The 15,203-nt window shown below is 34.8% G+C and carries 16 protein-coding genes and 1 pseudogene; 10 read left to right on the top strand and 7 right to left on the bottom strand.

Annotated elements, in window-relative coordinates; genetic code table 11:
- Nucleotides 1–133: 133 nt before the first annotated feature.
- A complete protein-coding gene (locus BR72_RS22925; protein WP_035437519.1) occupies nucleotides 134–1,168 on the bottom strand; it encodes a 2-hydroxyacid dehydrogenase in 1,035 nt (344 codons plus the stop codon).
- A 31-nt stretch (nucleotides 1,169–1,199) separates the two neighbouring features.
- Nucleotides 1,200–2,258 (bottom strand): AEC family transporter, encoded by a 1,059-nt coding sequence (locus tag BR72_RS22920; RefSeq protein ID WP_035437517.1) that lies wholly within the window; start codon nucleotides 2,256–2,258, stop codon nucleotides 1,200–1,202.
- A gap of 511 nt (nucleotides 2,259–2,769) precedes the next feature.
- Here BR72_RS22920 and BR72_RS22915 point away from each other — a divergent pair.
- The 8 genes from BR72_RS22915 (at nucleotide 2,770) to BR72_RS22880 (ending at nucleotide 10,657) form a co-directional block, all read left to right on the top strand.
- A complete protein-coding gene (locus BR72_RS22915; protein ID WP_051957400.1) occupies nucleotides 2,770–4,227 on the top strand; it encodes a DASS family sodium-coupled anion symporter in 1,458 nt (485 codons plus the stop codon).
- 657 nt (nucleotides 4,228–4,884) lie between these two features.
- Nucleotides 4,885–5,589 (top strand): lantibiotic protection ABC transporter ATP-binding protein, encoded by a 705-nt coding sequence (locus BR72_RS22910; RefSeq protein WP_035437513.1) that lies wholly within the window; start codon nucleotides 4,885–4,887, stop codon nucleotides 5,587–5,589.
- A 3-nt stretch (nucleotides 5,590–5,592) separates the two neighbouring features.
- Entirely contained in the window at nucleotides 5,593–6,345 is a 753-nt protein-coding gene (locus tag BR72_RS22905; protein WP_035437511.1) for a lantibiotic immunity ABC transporter MutE/EpiE family permease subunit, read from the top strand.
- Nucleotide 6,346: 1 nt separating this feature from the next.
- A complete protein-coding gene (locus BR72_RS22900; protein ID WP_035437510.1) occupies nucleotides 6,347–7,105 on the top strand; it encodes a lantibiotic immunity ABC transporter MutG family permease subunit in 759 nt (252 codons plus the stop codon).
- A gap of 52 nt (nucleotides 7,106–7,157) precedes the next feature.
- Complete coding sequence (locus tag BR72_RS22895; RefSeq protein WP_035437508.1) at nucleotides 7,158–7,820, top strand: response regulator transcription factor; 663 nt, start codon at nucleotides 7,158–7,160, stop codon at nucleotides 7,818–7,820.
- A complete protein-coding gene (locus tag BR72_RS22890) occupies nucleotides 7,808–9,169 on the top strand; it encodes a sensor histidine kinase (protein WP_035437506.1) in 1,362 nt (453 codons plus the stop codon). The genes BR72_RS22895 and BR72_RS22890 overlap by 13 nt, the downstream gene beginning before the upstream one ends.
- A 170-nt stretch (nucleotides 9,170–9,339) precedes the next feature.
- Nucleotides 9,340–10,173 (top strand): GNAT family N-acetyltransferase, encoded by an 834-nt coding sequence (locus BR72_RS22885; RefSeq protein WP_035437504.1) that lies wholly within the window; start codon nucleotides 9,340–9,342, stop codon nucleotides 10,171–10,173.
- A 43-nt stretch (nucleotides 10,174–10,216) separates the two neighbouring features.
- A complete protein-coding gene (locus tag BR72_RS22880) occupies nucleotides 10,217–10,657 on the top strand; it encodes an SMI1/KNR4 family protein (RefSeq protein WP_035437503.1) in 441 nt (146 codons plus the stop codon).
- A gap of 332 nt (nucleotides 10,658–10,989) precedes the next feature.
- Here the strand turns inward: BR72_RS22880 and BR72_RS22875 are convergent, their stop codons facing one another.
- The 3 genes from BR72_RS22875 to prsA all read right to left on the bottom strand — a co-directional run bounded on the left by BR72_RS22875 (nucleotide 10,990) and on the right by prsA (nucleotide 13,348).
- The gene (locus BR72_RS22875) at nucleotides 10,990–11,184 is read right to left on the bottom strand and encodes a DUF3955 domain-containing protein (protein WP_035437500.1); all 195 of its coding nucleotides are present in this window, start codon (nucleotides 11,182–11,184) and stop codon (nucleotides 10,990–10,992) included.
- Between the two features lie 120 nt (nucleotides 11,185–11,304).
- On the bottom strand, nucleotides 11,305–11,934 hold the full coding sequence (locus tag BR72_RS22870) for a formylglycine-generating enzyme family protein (protein ID WP_197059966.1): 630 nt from the start codon (nucleotides 11,932–11,934) through the stop codon (nucleotides 11,305–11,307).
- A gap of 565 nt (nucleotides 11,935–12,499) precedes the next feature.
- A complete protein-coding gene (prsA, locus tag BR72_RS22865; RefSeq protein ID WP_035437498.1) occupies nucleotides 12,500–13,348 on the bottom strand; it encodes a peptidylprolyl isomerase PrsA in 849 nt (282 codons plus the stop codon).
- A gap of 245 nt (nucleotides 13,349–13,593) precedes the next feature.
- On the opposite strand from prsA, the pseudogene BR72_RS27250 reads away from it, so the two are divergent.
- A pseudogene (locus BR72_RS27250) lies at nucleotides 13,594–13,665 on the top strand (YjcZ family sporulation protein); the annotation flags it as partial.
- Nucleotides 13,666–13,696: 31 nt separating this feature from the next.
- On the opposite strand, the gene BR72_RS26040 reads toward BR72_RS27250, so the two are convergent.
- Complete coding sequence (locus tag BR72_RS26040; protein WP_081904977.1) at nucleotides 13,697–13,891, bottom strand: hypothetical protein; 195 nt, start codon at nucleotides 13,889–13,891, stop codon at nucleotides 13,697–13,699.
- A gap of 206 nt (nucleotides 13,892–14,097) precedes the next feature.
- On the opposite strand from BR72_RS26040, the gene BR72_RS22860 reads away from it, so the two are divergent.
- Entirely contained in the window at nucleotides 14,098–14,433 is a 336-nt protein-coding gene (locus BR72_RS22860; RefSeq protein ID WP_035437496.1) for a DUF1878 family protein, read from the top strand.
- 7 nt (nucleotides 14,434–14,440) lie between these two features.
- On the opposite strand, the gene BR72_RS22855 is transcribed toward BR72_RS22860, so the two are convergent.
- Entirely contained in the window at nucleotides 14,441–14,998 is a 558-nt protein-coding gene (locus BR72_RS22855) for an HTH-type transcriptional regulator Hpr (RefSeq protein WP_035437495.1), read from the bottom strand.
- Nucleotides 14,999–15,203: the final 205 nt, after the last annotated feature.

Below are 15,203 nucleotides of genomic sequence, written 5' to 3'. Positions count from 1 at the left end.
GCGAACGAGTGTAGTATGCATAGCAGGGATTGAGAGGTTGAAAAATTTACATCTTATACGTCGAGGCGTTGAAGCCTTATAAAAAAAGAGTCAAACTCGATACAGTTTGACTCTTTTTTATGGAATATAGTAATCAATTCATAGAAACAAGTTCTCGTTTGTTCGGTAAAGGAACAGCGTTGGCTGTGTGCCCTTTTGTAATGATATCATGAAGGTTTTCGTAGCTTGTTTCAATCATATTCGTAAGTGCTTCATCTGTATTCGATCCCATATGAGGTGTCACGAGGACACGAGGGTATAGGTCTAGTAGCGCTTGAACGGTTGGATCTAATTTTTTAGTTGTTCTGTCAAACTTTTGAAAGAATATGTTTTCTTCATTCTCAAATACATCTGTCGCAAATCCTTCTAGTTTATGAGATTGCAGCGCATGAAGAATGGCTTCGTTATCTTGCAGTTCACCACGAGCAGTGTTAATGAGAATGGCGCCATCTTTCATTTTTGAAATGAATTTGGCATCGATCATTTTATCATTTGCTCCTGGAATATAAGGGACGTGTATACTTACGATATCACTTTCTTTTAATAAATCGTCCAATTCCATAAAGGTAACCGTCTGCTGTGCTGCATCACTTTGGAATACATCATATCCAAGCACTTCAGCGCCAAGCCCTTTAAAAAGTTTCGCTTCCGTTAATCCAATTTTACCAGTACCAATAATACCGACTTTACAGTTTCTAATTTCTTTGCTGAACATAGTTCGATCTACAGTAAAGTCTTGATTCGCAGTTTTTGTTGTTGTGTAGGTTGTATGTCTTAATAATGACATAGCAAGTGTTAAAGATAGTTCTGCAATGGCATTTGGAGAGTAGGAAGGAACTCTTGCCACGTGCATATCGTAATCTGCTGCGGCTTGCAAATCAATATGATTATAGCCAACTGTACGTGTGAACAAATATTTTACACCGTATTCTTTTAGTTTTTTAATATTTTGCAAATCTGCTATGCAATTTCCTCTTAATAAAACAGCATCCATTCCTCTAGCAGTTTTAATATTGTCGTGTCTAAGTAAATCTTCAATCAAGCATAGCTCGAAATGATGCTTATTTAATTGATTAAAAAATGGTACTTCATTGTCTCTAACTCCGTAACAAACTACTTTTAATGTCATTTTTCATCTCTCCATTATCATAATAATTTTTTTATCCAAATATCCCTGTAACGCTAATTAAATTAATGACGATAATCCAAAGCGGAATCATGACAACTGCACAAATTGTAGAAAGTAAAGATGCATTAGAAGCAAGCAGCGCATCTTTATCAAAACTAATTGCATAGGCGGCTGCTACAGTAGCGGTTGGTGTCGCCATCATAATGACAACAACACCTACGGAAATCGCGCTCATTGAAAGAATTCCTGTTAGTGAAAGAATCGCTAGAAATACAATATTGATAATAGGAACTAACACAATTTTGTTTATGCTGTAGATGAAAGATGTTCGATCTGTAATCGCTGTTTTGAAGTTTACAGCGCCGAGTGTTGCCCCAATAGAAAGCCAAGCAAGTGGTGAAGCTAGTCCTGATAAATAAGTCATCGGTTTATAGAGCCAAAGGGCAGTCCGATCAATTCGTAAAAATGCAACATTTGATAGTTTTCCATTAGCAGCTGCAACGGTCACTTGAGGTAAATATTCCTGGAACATCCAGATAAATAATCCGAGAAAAGTTGCAATGACAATCGGATTTACAAACATTTCTTTTATATTTTTTGCTTCCATTTTCAGTCCGCTCATCTTGATATAACCATACGAGTATAGAAAAATGCGGTAGCCAATATTAAAAATGGAGGCGTATAGGACACCTTTAGGTCCATATATAGCACCTACAATAGGAATACCAAAGAAAGTTGTTGAACCGAAAATTGTTAAAACACGCAACGTATCTTGCTTGTCACCTTTAAATTTCAGGTACATCGGCTTAGAGGCAACAATTAAAATAATGTAAATAAGTAATCCCCAAATTAAAATGTTCATTCCTTCAGCCAAAGATTCCTGATTAATATCCATCATAAAAGATGTAAAGGCTAAAGCAGGTAAAGCAACGGATAATACGACTTTTGATAGCATCTTTCCAACTTGATCATTAAAAATCCCTTTTTTACGACAAAAGAAACCTAGTAAAATAATGAAGATTGTTGAAGTAATGGCACTGACAATATTCATATCAGTAACGGTCTTCTGAATAATTTGAAATACATTCATGGATTTTTCCTCCAAACCAATTTTTATGTGAATAAATTCACAAATGTTGATAAAATTTTAGCCGGCTATTTCTTATAAGGTCATCATAAAGTTATTTGACTTATTCAAAAATAATTTGAAATTAACATAAATTATGTAATTAAAGTAAGTGAAACATTGAGCAAGGTTTATGCAGCTTTACAATAATAGGAAATGATAGGATATCTTTCGATAGTTTCAAATCACTTTCGTTAATTACGTAATATAGAATTGAGGGAATATTTCGTATAAAATTAAGTCAAAAAAGGAAAGATAATGAAGTTGTAGGTGGAACAAATTATTATGATCGCTGAGATTTCATTAGTGATTGAAGCGGGATTAACAGCAGAAGAAGATGTAGCTTTAACGATTCATGTTGTTAAATGATAAATTGCTAGTTACAACTTCTGTAATGAACGAAAGTGATATGCAATTTGTAAAGCGCTTTTATTAATTTCACGATAGATTGTAATAACAAAAGGTGGAGAATAAATTGGAAAAGAAAAAATTGATATTCATTTGCCTCGCATTTGCAGTATTTTTTATAATCGTTTTGCTTCCAACACCTGATAGTCTCCCGGTTGCAGGACAAAGGGCACTGGCAATATTAGCTTTAGCAGTTATTCTTTGGGTGACTGAAGCGGTAACGTATCCAGTAAGTGCTGCGATCATTGCCTCATTAATTACGATTTTTATAGGACTTGCACCAACGATTGAAAATCCATCCGTAACTTATACGAGTCAAGGTGCTTTAAAATTAGCGCTTAGCGGATTTAGTTCTTCGGCTGTTGGACTTGTGGCTGGAGCACTATTTATCGCTGCCGCTATGGAAATAACAGGTTTGCATAAACGTCTTGCTCTATTCATTATGTCAAAAGTAGGAACAAAAACGAGTAGTTTAGTATTTGGAACGATTGTAGTCAGTATCATTCTTGCTTTATTCGTACCGAGTGCAACGGCACGTGCAGGTACAATTATTCCGATTCTAATGGGAATTGTAGCAGCTTTCGGCTTGCCAAAAACAAGTAGATTATCGGCTTTACTTATGGTAACGGCTGTTCAATCGATTTCTATTTGGAACATTGGGATTAAAACGGCGGCTGCACAAAATATGGTTGCTTTAGGATTTATAGAACAATCATTTGGTTCTAATATTACGTGGGGACAATGGTTGTTGTACGCTGGGCCTTGGGCTGTTATCATGTCAGTTTTATTATTCTTTGTTATGAATAAGCTCATCAAACCTGAAATCGGAGAATTACAAGGTGGAAGTGAGATTATTGGTGCTCAATTAAAAGAATTAGGTAAAATTTCATCAAAAGAGTGGCGATTAATTATTATCTCACTTGTATTGTTGGTCTTATGGGCAACAGAAGGAACTGTTCATCCATTTGATTCTACTACGGTTACTATTGCTGCTGTTGCAGTTATGTTGTCCCCTGGCATTGGAATCTTTTCATGGAAAGAAGTTGAAAGTAAAATTCCGTGGGGAACAATTCTTGTATTCGCAATTGGAATTTCGTTAGGAACACTGCTATTGCAAACGAAAGGTGCATCATGGTTGTCCGAAAAAACATTAGAATCTTTTGGATTAACTAGTATGCCGCTGATTTTCATTATTATGGTGCTAACTTTATTTAACATATTGATCCATTTAGGTTTTGCAAGTGCAACAAGCTTATCTTCAGCTTTTATTCCAATTGTTATTGCACTTGTGATATCAATGGAACCAACGTCCTTTCATGGACCAGGGCTTGTATTAATTCAACAATTTGCTGTTAGCTTTGGATTTTTATTACCAGTAAGTGCACCGCAAAATATGCTTGCGTATGGAACAGGTGCATTTACAACAAAAGACCTTTTGAAATCTGGTATTCCAATTACTCTCGGAGGTTATATCTTAATTGTCATTTTCAGCTTAACATACTGGCAATGGGTAGGTTTACTTTAAAAAGAGGGAGAATTAAAAACATCATCATGGAATCGGACTATGCCAAAAACTTTGCAAAGCAGCATGGCGGGGCAAAAGTTATTTTGGAAATAGCGGTGTAGTGGAGAAAATGAAAAAAAACATCAGACGTTAATCTGATGTTTTTTTTTGATTCTGTAAATCAGCATCTCAAAAAGAAGGAAACCCATAAAATTATTATGAGACCAAAAGGCGCGCCAGATTAGGAATGTATAAAAAGATATATAGAATCATAGAAAAGGAAAAAGCGAAACCTATTGATAGAGCTGGGGTTTCGCTTTTTCCTTGCTACTGATAATGATGTCTTATATATGTATACAACATTCATTGTAATTCGTTGTTTGTTCGGTAAGGTTTTTGTGTCGAATATCGTCGGAGGGTCTTTAAATCTTGTCGAATCGCCGATATATTGTGAAAATCGCTGATATATTCTAAAAAGAGGTCGATATATCGTGAAAATCGCCGATATATTGCGAGGAACGGTCGATAACGGAAAATGGGTTAGCTTCTTATTTACGTATATAACGCGGTGAACCAGTAATTAATAAATTTTCAATTGCCATGTTTTTTCATTTCCTTATAAAATCCTTATAATTGTCATTTATTCTAGACTCACCAAATACAAGGAGGAAGTTTAGAATGAGTGAGATGATTTTAGAAACAAAGAATCTTTGTAAAACATTTCAAAAGCAAAGGGTGGTACAAGATATTTCACTTTCTGTACCGAAACATTCAATCTATGGATTGTTAGGTGCGAATGGGGCAGGGAAGTCGACTACTTTGAAAATGATAACGGGCATGCTTGCGCCTACTTCTGGTGAGATTTATTTTGATGGTCATACATGGACGCGGCAAGATCTACATTCTATTGGTGCCTTAATTGAATCCCCTCCGCTTTATGAAAATTTAACAGCAAGAGAAAATTTGCTAGTTCGTACGACTGCTTTAGGATTGCCAAAGTCAAGAATTGATGAAGTATTGCGTGTTGTGGAGCTAGAGAATACAGGTAAGAAAAAAGCAGGGAAGTTTTCGATGGGAATGAAGCAGCGATTGGGAATTGCGATTGCGTTGCTTAATCATCCGAAGCTTTTAATATTAGACGAACCAATGAATGGACTTGATCCTTTTGGAATTCAAGAATTAAGAGAATTGATTCTTTCTTTCCCTGGCAAGGGGATTACTGTCATTTTATCCAGTCACATTTTAAGCGAAGTAAGCCAGGTTGCAGATCATGTTGGGATTATATCGAACGGTGTATTGGGGTATCAGGGGGAACTGAATAAGAACGATGACTTGGAAAACTTATTTGTACAAGTTTCGAGGAAATATAAAAGGGAGGCATAAGAAATGATTCCATATGTTGCAGCTGAAAAAATAAAAATCAAGCATACTTTTTTGAATAAACTCATATGGCTAGCACCATTCGTCCCCATACTGTTTGCTTTTTTAGTATCGGGTGATTATGTTCAATTAAATAGTTACAACTGGTGGTACACTATGATTCTTCCCGGAATGCTCTCTTTAAGTTGTGTCCTTATTGCGGAGAAGGATAAAAAAATGAATAATCGGGCTGTTTTATCGTTACCTATTTCCTTAAAACGAGTATGGCTTTCTAAAATATTACTAGTTTTAGGGATTCTGATTTGTTCTTGCGTGATTTTTTTCTGTGGAATTCAGCTATTTGGTTTACTTGTAAATATAAAGGATTTCAAAATGATTCCTGCGGTGAATGCATTATTAGGAATTGTTGTTGTAATCGTTACTTTTATGTGGCAAATTCCTATATGTTTGTTTTTAGGTCACAAAATAGGTGTATTTCTGACGATTTTATTAAATATGGGTGTAAATGTATTTTTAGGAATTCAATTTGCAACAAAAAGTATGTGGCTGATTAATCCATTTACATATCCAAGCAGACTCATGATTCCGATTGTAAAAATACTACCGAATGGTTTGTATGCAGAACCAGGAAGTGTAACGTTCACACCAGAGCTTCTTTCCTATCATGTAATACTGCCAGGAGTGGTTATTTCTGTAATGCTGTTCCTTTTGTTCACTTATGTGACAGCAAAATGGTTTGAAAAACAGGAGGCAAAATAAAATGGGAGTTTTGTCAAGGGTATTAAGAGCTGATTTTCTAAAAATGAAACACACAGTTTTTTTCTGGATACATATAGTGATGCCAATTATCGGAATTGCTTTATTTTTAGGTTACTATTCCTTTTCAAATTTTGCTTCTATTAATAAGGCTTCAGGCTATATACAAGTACTATCGATAACTTTTCCGCTCTTAATTAGTATTGTAAGTTCTTTCGTTGTGGAACAGGAAGCGTTGGCAGGAAACTTTACAGAACTTTTATCAACGGAATACGGAAGAAGAAAAGCATTTATTAGTAAAGTATGTTTGCTTTTAATATGCGGGTTTTGTTCTACCATATTGGCAGTCTTTGGGTTTGCAGCAGGGTTTCATTTTCTGCTAGGGCAGAATGAACTTCCACTGTCTTTCTATGTTGAGATTTCTTTCGTCCTTTTTGGATGCCAGATTTTTATGTATCTATTCCATCTGTTTTTGAACTTTCGCTTTAGTAAAGGTGCTTCCATTGGGGTGGGCATTATGGAAAGCTTGCTGGCAGCTTTAATGTATACTGGACTGGGGGATGTGATTTGGAAATACATGCCGTGTGCGTGGGGGATGAGGTTGAGTAATAGTTTTTTTACATACAGATTAAATCCAGATTCGTTTCATGCTTTACTAGTAGATATTCAAATGGGAGTAGTTATATGTATTTGCTCGACGATCATTGCGTTTGTTATATCACTTATATGGTTTTCCTACTATGAAGGGCGAAAAGAAATGTAAACACATTTTGTAAACACATCATTATAATGGAAGTTGAAGGAGGGGGAACTATATGGCAAAAATATTAGCAATTGATGATGAAGAAGGCATTCTTTATATTATAAAAAGCGCTTTAGAAAAAGAAGGACATGAGGTAACTGCCGTTCGTAATCCTCTAACAATTTCCAAAAATAAATTTTGTCATTATGACTTAATTCTATTAGATGTCATGATGCCGGAAATAGATGGATTTACACTCTGTCAGGAGATCCGAGACTTGGTTGATAGTCCGATTGTGTTTCTAACTGCGAAAACAATGGAAAAGGATTTGATCACAGGGTTTAGTCTTGGCGGAGATGATTATATTACAAAACCTTTTGGGATCGGTGAACTGCGTGCAAGAGTGTCGGCACATGTAAGGCGTGAACATAGAGAAAAGCAAAATGCATTTTCTCTATCAGGTCTTACATTTCATCTATCGAGTAAAGAAATATCGTATGACGATACAGTTATTCCATTTACGAAAAGCGAGTACGGAATTTGTGAGTATTTAGCTCTGAATCACGGCCAAGTATTTTCAAGAGAAAAGATTTATGAAAATGTTTTTGGGTATGATGGCGAAAGTGATAATCAAGTCATTGTGGAGCATATTAAAAACATTCGCTCTAAATTATCTAAGTATGGTATGAATCCAATAGAAACAGTATGGGGAATCGGGTATAAATGGAAAAGGTAAAAAAACAAATCAATCTTCGCAAAATTTTTATACGGTATATTTTCGCATTTTCAATAGGGACAATTGTTTTAGTCATTTTTCATCTTAGCTTGTTCAGTACTGGAGTTAACACAGGGGTCATTCTTCCGGCAAATTATTATGAGAAACAGATTGAATCGCAAAGAGACGCCATAGTAAAAGCAGAACAGGGCGATGATCGGATTTTAAAACAATATAAATATGTTGTGTATGACTTTTCAGGAAACATCATTCAAGGGAATATTCATAAAAATGATGCGAGGAAAATATGGGATAACGTACAGAAGAATGAAATAGGTGGCGGAGGATACTACTATGCAGTTATAAAACGAGATAAAGATATTTGTGTCGTTTTATACACTTTGCATACTAGTTATAAAAATCCTATTTTGCAGAAGTATTTACCAATCCCGGACATTTCTTTGATTCTCTCTTTTATCCTATTATTTGCTGCAGAAGTGCTATTTCTATCTCGTTCTTTTGGAAAATCATTGTCAAAGGAAATGCTGATTTTAAAAAAGGTAACTGATAAAATTCAAAAGGAAGATTTAGATTTTCAAATAGGGAAATCTAGAATAATAGAAGTGAATGAAATATTAGATTCCTTAGTAAAAATGAAAGATGAACTGAACGAATCACTGCGTAAACAGTGGGAGATGGAATCGAATAGAAGAGACCAGATTGCTGCTTTAGCACATGATGTCAAAACGCCATTAACGATACTGAGAGGGAATGCCGAGTTGTTAAACGAAATCATGCTGGATTCGGATCAAAAGAAATGTAATGAGCATATTTTGAAAAGCGTTGCTGAAATGGAAATGTATATGCAATCTTTGCTCGACATTACGAAAAGTGAAGAAGGTACTTCACTTCAATTTAAGCAAATAGACCTTCAAAACTTTATTGATAATATTATAGAAGAAAGTGCAATTTGTGCTTTGGACAAACAGTTAAATCTAATAAAAGAAGTTAAGGACATACCGAAATGTATTCATGGTGATGAGGCTGCTTTGAAAAGAGCGATTATGAATGTAATGATGAATGCGATGGAATATTCCCCAGTAAATGGTGACTTGATGTTTTCAGTTGAAACGAGTAATAATAAGATCCGGTTCATTATCGAGGACTCGGGAAGAGGATTTACAAAAGAAGAAATGACTTCAGCTACAGAACAGTTTTATCAAGGAGATAAAAGTAGAAATTCAAAACATCATCATGGCATCGGACTATACATTGCCAAAAATTTTGCAATGCAGCATGGCGGAAATATTTACTTAAGTCATTCAGAAAAGCTAGGCGGAGCAAAAGTTATTTTGGAAATAGCAGTGTAGTAGAAAAAATGAACAAAAAACGCATCAGACGTGGATCTGATGCGTTTTTTTTATGATTCTATGAGATGTTACAAATATATTTTCATATCTTTTGTAGGAAATCAAAGTATTGTAGAGAATATTTTCATGTTGGGGAGCAAGATGAAATTTCAATTAGAGGAGAATTGTACATGATAAGGGAATGTAAGTTTGAAGATTTAGAGCAGCTTATAAACATGGGTAGTATGGAAGTAATAGATTATGATTTGAATTATATGATGAATATTTTTAAGGACGCTAAAAATTTTTTAGTGTGGGATGAATTAGGAGTAAAAGGCTTCGCTTATGTAATTGTAAGAAATGAAGAGAAAAGAGAGTGGGATGTCCAAGTTTATGTAGATCCAAAGGAAAGAAGAAAAGGAATCGGTACGTTACTTCATCGAGAAATTTATAATATTGTAGAAAGAGAAAATCCGAGTGTTTTAGTTACAGAAGTGAGAGTGGATAAGGAAAATCCAGCTGTTTTTTACGAAAGAATGGGGTATAAAAAGTGGTTTGGATCACCAAGTATGTGTTATACGGGAGGAGTTCAACCAGATGTCGATATTGAATTTATTCCGTATGAAGATAAGTTTTACGGACAATATGCTGAATGCAGGGCAGAATGTTTTTATGATATAGCTGTGAAAAATGATTTTAAGCCCTATGTAATCCCGCTAAGTGAAAAAGATAAAAATGCGTTATCTAAAAGGCCGATATATGTAACGTTACATAATGAGCAACTTGTTGGAGCAGTTACTGTTGAGGATGGACATTTAGATCATATTATGGTTTCCCCGGCATATCAGGGGAAGGGATATGGTAAGAAAATTACGCAGTTTGCGATGAATAAAGCATTAAGTAAAGGGGCTACTTCTGTTCAACTTTGTTATATAGAAGGGAATAGTAAGGCGGAGAATTTGTATCAATTGTTAGGGTTTGAAACGGTTCAGATTATGCATGTGTATAGGAAATTTATGGAGTAATGATGCTTGGATAGCAAATAGAAAATCCGAGGGGAGATTTTGAATGAAATGGATAAACTTCATTAAGAGTATCTCAGTAGACTGCAAGTTTTATCCGCCAGCACGAGAAGAAGAAATCATCCGTATAGAAGAGAAGCTTCAAGTGCAATTTCCAGATGAATTGAAAGATTTTCTTCGTGAAACGGATGGAGTGACATACACTGCGTATGACCTATCTTTAGTTTGGAGCGCTAAGCTAATTCAAAGAGAAAATTCTTATATGTGCGGACAGGAATGTTTTGAAGCGTTTCATATGCCTTTTGATTCGATGCTATTTATTGCTGATGCTGGGAATGGAGATCTCTTTGGCTACCGCGTAAACAATGGAGTGATTGGAAAGCGTGATATTTATGTTTGGAATCATGAAGATAACAGTACAACTTGGGTTGTGCATTCTCTACAGTCATTCATAGATGGTTGGTATAATGGAAGGATTTCTATTTAGGGAAATAAGCAGTTTTCGGTATGATTCAGTTCAGTGAAGCGACTGCTTTTGGGGCAGCTTTTTCACCCTGCCATAAATAAGAAAAAGAACACCTCGTTATGACATCCCGTACAGCTATCTCCCGAGAAACACCAAATCGTTCTTTTAGTTCAAACTAATATAGATAGCTTTAAATCTCCTAATAGATGTAAGTGTAGGTAGTCATTACGTTCAACTAAAAATGAAGAATAACTTCTATTTAACAAAGTTATTTATAAGTAATTGGGCATCTATAAAAAAGATAATAAATTTAAAATTAAAAAAGAGCCTTATTAAGGCTCTTTTTTAATCTATTACTTAACTTTTTTCATTTTACTTACAAAAAGACTAACGATACCGATAGCAATTAATGAATAACCAATTGGTAGTAAATAAAATGGTGCGACTAGAGTACCATCCGAAGCGACTGTAGATCCGGCAGTATTAAAGCCAACGATACATCCGATTCCGAAAATAAATGGTAGTGAAGCTAAAATATATTTTTTCATATGAAACCTCCAAGTGTAGGCCTTTTTTTATAAAATAACTGCTTTATAGTTGTAATTATAGTACTGTCATATAGTTAGTAGTATTTATATAGGTGACAAAAAGCTTACAGTATTGTCATGTTAATAAGACCGGGCAAGACGAAATCCGAGGTCGTCGATGCTAAACGTTGGATGGCTACGCCGACGACAGGAAGCCCCGCAGCCTCTGGCCTCTTCAGCCCAGCTGCCTCCTCGGAAAATGCGGTAGGAGCCGTAAACTTGTTCATCATATAAATCCCAGCACCACTCCCAAACATTCCCTAACATATCATATAGGCCCCATTCATTCGGTTCCTTTCTTCCTACTTCATGGACCCTGCCTCCTGAATTTTCATTATACCAGGCAATTTGATCAAGCTCTCCGTATCTATAACCAGTAGTCCCTGCTTTACATGCATATTGCCACTCTGCCTCTGTAGGAAGGCGGTAGCCATCTGCTTCCCAATCACAAATTATGTTGTTACCATCTTTATTTATTGAATAACACTCTTTCAGTCCAGCTTTTTGTGAAAGGAGATTACAAAAGGAAATAGCATCGTGCCAAGAAATATTTACAACTGGTTTTAAATCTTCATTAAAAGAATGAGGTGCACAGTATAGACCCATAGTTACAGGATACTGGGCAAGAAGAAACGGTTTTATGTCAGCTTTCCATTTACTTTTTATTCTGTCGTCTCTTAATTCTACTTTGCCCCCTGGAATTTTTATCATTGGATAGTCAATGTAACTCTTTATTTTATTTGACACTATGTCGACCTCCTAATGAACTTTATTTTACAAATTTTACCTCGTTTAGAGGTGTTAAAGCAATCTAAAAATTACGCTGTTTTTTGCAGATAACGGCTTGTTAGTGTTGCTTTAAATGAAAGCCTGTATTTACAATTAGCTACTGGTTGGGGAATTTATCAACTGCTATTGGAGGAATTATTGGAGCATTTCTTTTTAAAAACTACATGTTTGAGTTGTTTATTGGGATTTCACTTATCTCTTTGTTATCTGTATTCACGACCGTACTCTTCATCACAGAAACCTACACACCGAAACCTTCATCTAAGTCTTCTAATAATAAGAAAAAATTTTCATCAAATGAAGGAAAAGTACCTGTTTCTTATTAAAGGGCTAACGGATGAAAAGAAACGAACTAGGAAACGATTTTCCGCAATCGAGCGCGATATTTTGCTTATTTCAGATTTTTAATCAAATTTTATTCCAAACGAACAGTTAGCCTTATATTCAATCTTAAAACAAAAAAGCCCGGCAATTGCCGAGCTTTTCATTATTTCTTAGCTTCTTTGTCTGCTTTTGGAGCTTCGAAAATATCTTTTAAGTCTTTATCTTCGATTTTCACATCTGATTTTTTCATTTCTTTTGTAACAAGATCGTTCATAAATTGAGCATCTTGCATTTTCTTGTCAACAAGATCGTTTTTAATGCGGTCTTTTTCTTGATCAAGTGGTTTTAATTCTTTAATATCAGTTACTTTAATGATGTGGTAACCGTATTGTGTTTTTACAGGCTCACTGATCTCGTCTTTTTTCAATTTATATGCAGCATCTTCAAATTCTTTAACCATGCTACCTGATTTGAAGTATCCTAAGTCGCCGCCTTTATCTTTTGAACCTGGATCTTGAGAGTTTTGTTTTGCTAACTCTTCAAAAGATTTGCCTTGTGCAAGTTCACCTTTAATTTTTTTCGCAGTTTCTTCATCTTTTACAAGAATGTGGCTTGCTTTAATTTCAGGCTTGTAATTGTCTTTTATTTCTTTATCTGTGATGCTTTTCTTCACAGCTTCTTTCATTGCAAGTTCACCGCGAACAGTTTCTTTTAAATCTTTTTCAGTCATGCCGCTTTGTTTTAATAAAGTAGCAAATTGATCGCCGTATTGCTTCTTATATTCGTCAAATTGTTTATTAACGGCATCATCTTTAACTGGGTAGTTTTTAATAAATACTTTTTGCATTACTAGGCTACGTAAGACGTTTTTACCGCCTTGTTTTTTCATTGCATTGTATAGCTCGTCTTTTGTTACGTCCCCAGCTTTTGATGTTACAACTTTGTCAGAAGTGCCGCATGCTGATAATGTGAATACACTTGTTACAGCTAGGGCAAGTATTGCTTTCTTCATGAAATAAACACTCCTACTATTATGTATTTTTGAATCCCGCATAAACGGGCAGTAATCCCCCATTAATGGAAGTTTCACTTTATAGTATAAGCAATATGTACAAAAATTAATATAACATATTTCGATGCATTTTCCTATTGATAAAGAAAAAATACCCATTTGCCTGCGGCGATTGTCAGATTCGATCATGGCACCATTCTGGGCTTACATGCATACAAAGAGAAATGAGGAGGTTGAATTTATATATGAATCAACAATTAATTTTGTGGCTTGTGTTATTTATTTTATTAGTAATAGTAGGTATAATTTGTTTATAGAGGAAAAAATGTGAGGAAGGGGTTTCCTTCCTCACTTTGCATGAAATATAATTTCTATATAACTAGAAATTAATAGAATGGTAATACATACGTTAATGAACCGAAAGACACTCGTTTGACGTCGGTCAGATAATTGTTTCTGTTGACACAGTGAATGTGTCATAAGGTTTGTATAAGTTAGAACGATAAGTGCAAAAGCGATAAATATAATTGTTATAATTGTCACGAGGAGAGTCCTCCTTTAGAAAAAATACATATAATCCTATTGTATCATACGATAATTTATTCGTGTTATAAAATTCTGAAATGGGAAAATCTAGATTATATACATATCAAAATGAAAAAACATGTCCTCTTTTTAATGTGGGCGAGAACGGGTTTGTTTTTATATGCTGCATAGGAAACGATTTATATAGAAAGAGAGGGAAGAAAGTGAACGTTGTGAAACGGTTAGAACAAGCAGAATATTATGTATCACTTCTTTTTAATATGATAGATGAACAAAAGTGTCCATTTTATTCTTTAATTATAAAGAATAAAGTGATGAAACGTGATGTGGAACGTTTGTTAGCTCTTTGTGAACAAATGAATGAGCAATACATAATGGAAAAGCAAGAAGGTTTGCTTTTATTTGATGAGCTGCTGGATAAATTTGAAGAAGCGCTTCCAGAAAGTCTCGAAGGAAAAGAGACGGCGGAAGCGCTCGATCGTCAAGGGTTGTTTCAACCATTGATGCAAGAGTTTTTACGTATGATGGCGAAAAAATAATGAATTATCACTTTTTAACAAGTTTTTCATCGTGCTCTATAAAATTATCCTCGATATTATCCAGTGATTTCTCGAAAATGTCGATAAAGTCTTGCCCGTAAATATTTCGCAAAATGGCGATTAATTCGATGTTTTCTGGAAATTTACCGTAGAAATTGCGAAGAGCTAAAGCTCCATTAAAGACAGAATTACTTTCAGGCTCGTATTCCTCCATTAATTGTAACAGTAATTCTTCACCTTTTTCTGTAATTTCAATATACGTGTTTCGTTTGTCATCTTCTTTCTTTGAAAAGATAAGAAGACCGCGTTCTTCTAGTTTTTTAGAGAAGTTAAAAGCGGTGGATACGTGCATGACACCGAACTTCGCAATTTCTGAAATAGAAGCCCCTTTTAAATGATACGCAATCCATAAAATATGATGTTCATTAATATTTAAATCATATGGTTTAATCCACTGTTGCCAATCTTTTTCCACACACTTCCATAATGCTTTTGATAATTGAGCCATGCGTTGGCTGAAAATCATCGCTTCTTTTATTGAATAATTTTTGTCACCGTTTTTCATCGATTCACCCACTTTATACAATTCTTATTCATTACTATCTATTATGCCAGTAAAATAAAAATTAATAAAGTGTTTTTGTTAGAATTGTGAAAATTTTTCGTTAAAATGACAAAACTATACAAATTTCGAGTAATTATAAAAGTGTTATCTTGTTAGACAGGACAAAGATTGACGGAATTTTATTCTGATTTGGGCGTAGCAAGGA

Source organism: Bacillus sp. UNC322MFChir4.1, assembly GCF_000746135.1.
Lineage (GTDB): Bacteria > Bacillota > Bacilli > Bacillales > Bacillaceae_G > Bacillus_A.
The sequence above is the reverse complement of the archived record's forward strand: the minus strand, read 5'-3'. Positions and strand labels throughout refer to the sequence as shown.

What these genes read in the sequence shown, in the direction of transcription:
- prsA (WP_035437498.1), bottom strand. Translation starts at nt 13,348, where the DNA reads ATGAAGAAAGCAATACTTGCCCTAGCTGTAACAAGTGTATTCACATTA.
- BR72_RS22885 (WP_035437504.1), top strand. Translation starts at nt 9,340, where the DNA reads ATGATAAGGGAATGTAAGTTTGAAGATTTAGAGCAGCTTATAAACATG.
- BR72_RS22870 (WP_197059966.1), bottom strand. Translation starts at nt 11,934, where the DNA reads ATGATAAAAATTCCAGGGGGCAAAGTAGAATTAAGAGACGACAGAATA.
- BR72_RS22920 (WP_035437517.1), bottom strand. Translation starts at nt 2,258, where the DNA reads ATGAATGTATTTCAAATTATTCAGAAGACCGTTACTGATATGAATATT.
- BR72_RS22880 (WP_035437503.1), top strand. Translation starts at nt 10,217, where the DNA reads ATGAAATGGATAAACTTCATTAAGAGTATCTCAGTAGACTGCAAGTTT.
- BR72_RS22900 (WP_035437510.1), top strand. Translation starts at nt 6,347, where the DNA reads ATGGGAGTTTTGTCAAGGGTATTAAGAGCTGATTTTCTAAAAATGAAA.
- BR72_RS22925 (WP_035437519.1), bottom strand. Translation starts at nt 1,168, where the DNA reads ATGACATTAAAAGTAGTTTGTTACGGAGTTAGAGACAATGAAGTACCA.
- BR72_RS22855 (WP_035437495.1), bottom strand. Translation starts at nt 14,998, where the DNA reads ATGAAAAACGGTGACAAAAATTATTCAATAAAAGAAGCGATGATTTTC.
- BR72_RS22910 (WP_035437513.1), top strand. Translation starts at nt 4,885, where the DNA reads ATGAGTGAGATGATTTTAGAAACAAAGAATCTTTGTAAAACATTTCAA.
- BR72_RS22905 (WP_035437511.1), top strand. Translation starts at nt 5,593, where the DNA reads ATGATTCCATATGTTGCAGCTGAAAAAATAAAAATCAAGCATACTTTT.
- BR72_RS22895 (WP_035437508.1), top strand. Translation starts at nt 7,158, where the DNA reads ATGGCAAAAATATTAGCAATTGATGATGAAGAAGGCATTCTTTATATT.
- BR72_RS22875 (WP_035437500.1), bottom strand. Translation starts at nt 11,184, where the DNA reads ATGAAAAAATATATTTTAGCTTCACTACCATTTATTTTCGGAATCGGA.
- BR72_RS22890 (WP_035437506.1), top strand. Translation starts at nt 7,808, where the DNA reads ATGGAAAAGGTAAAAAAACAAATCAATCTTCGCAAAATTTTTATACGG.